Here is a 503-nt window from a genome sequence, read left to right as displayed (position 1 = left end):
ATGGCCCCGGCAGTGCCAGATCCCCCCACATTGACCACCACCACTCCGTTGGAGTTGGTGATGCCGCCGCAGGTCGGCGGCACCGCTTGTCCCGGTGGGATGAAAGCTCCCCCATCCCCATCAACCGCATCGCTCAGAGCCACTGGAGAGCCACCTGCCGGTGTCAAGGACAAGCTGCCTGCCACATAGCCAAGACCAGGGACGAGGGGATCGCACACCGTCAGCGTCGAGCTGGGCGAATCCAGCAGGAAGTAGATGGCAAACTGCACCCGCGCTCCCGGACGTACCGGCTGGTTGACGGCACCTTGCAGGAAGGTTGCTGCCCCGCCCGGCCAAGGGATCCCTGGGTTGTCGTTGGGATCTGTGGGCTCGTCGAAGAACTCACGGATGGGAAGGCCGTTGACGGCACTGATCCGCTTCACCAGCCGGATCCCTTCGCCTGGGGAAGGTGACGGACTAGGCGTCGGTGTTGGGGTTGGTGTGGGCGTCGGTGTCGGTGTTGG

Annotated in this window: 1 protein-coding gene; it reads right to left on the bottom strand. The window is 64.6% G+C overall.

Annotated features, from left to right (window positions below; all coding sequences use genetic code 11):
* The coding region (locus tag NW844_RS13155) for a hypothetical protein (RefSeq protein ID WP_414336286.1) at positions 1-422 on the bottom strand (422 nt) is incomplete at its 3' end.
* Between the last annotated feature and the right edge of the window lie 81 nt (positions 423-503).

This window comes from Synechococcus sp. H55.2 (genome assembly GCF_047462495.1).
GTDB lineage: Bacteria > Cyanobacteriota > Cyanobacteriia > Thermostichales > Thermostichaceae > Thermostichus.
This window is presented reverse-complemented; position numbering and strand designations above follow the sequence as displayed.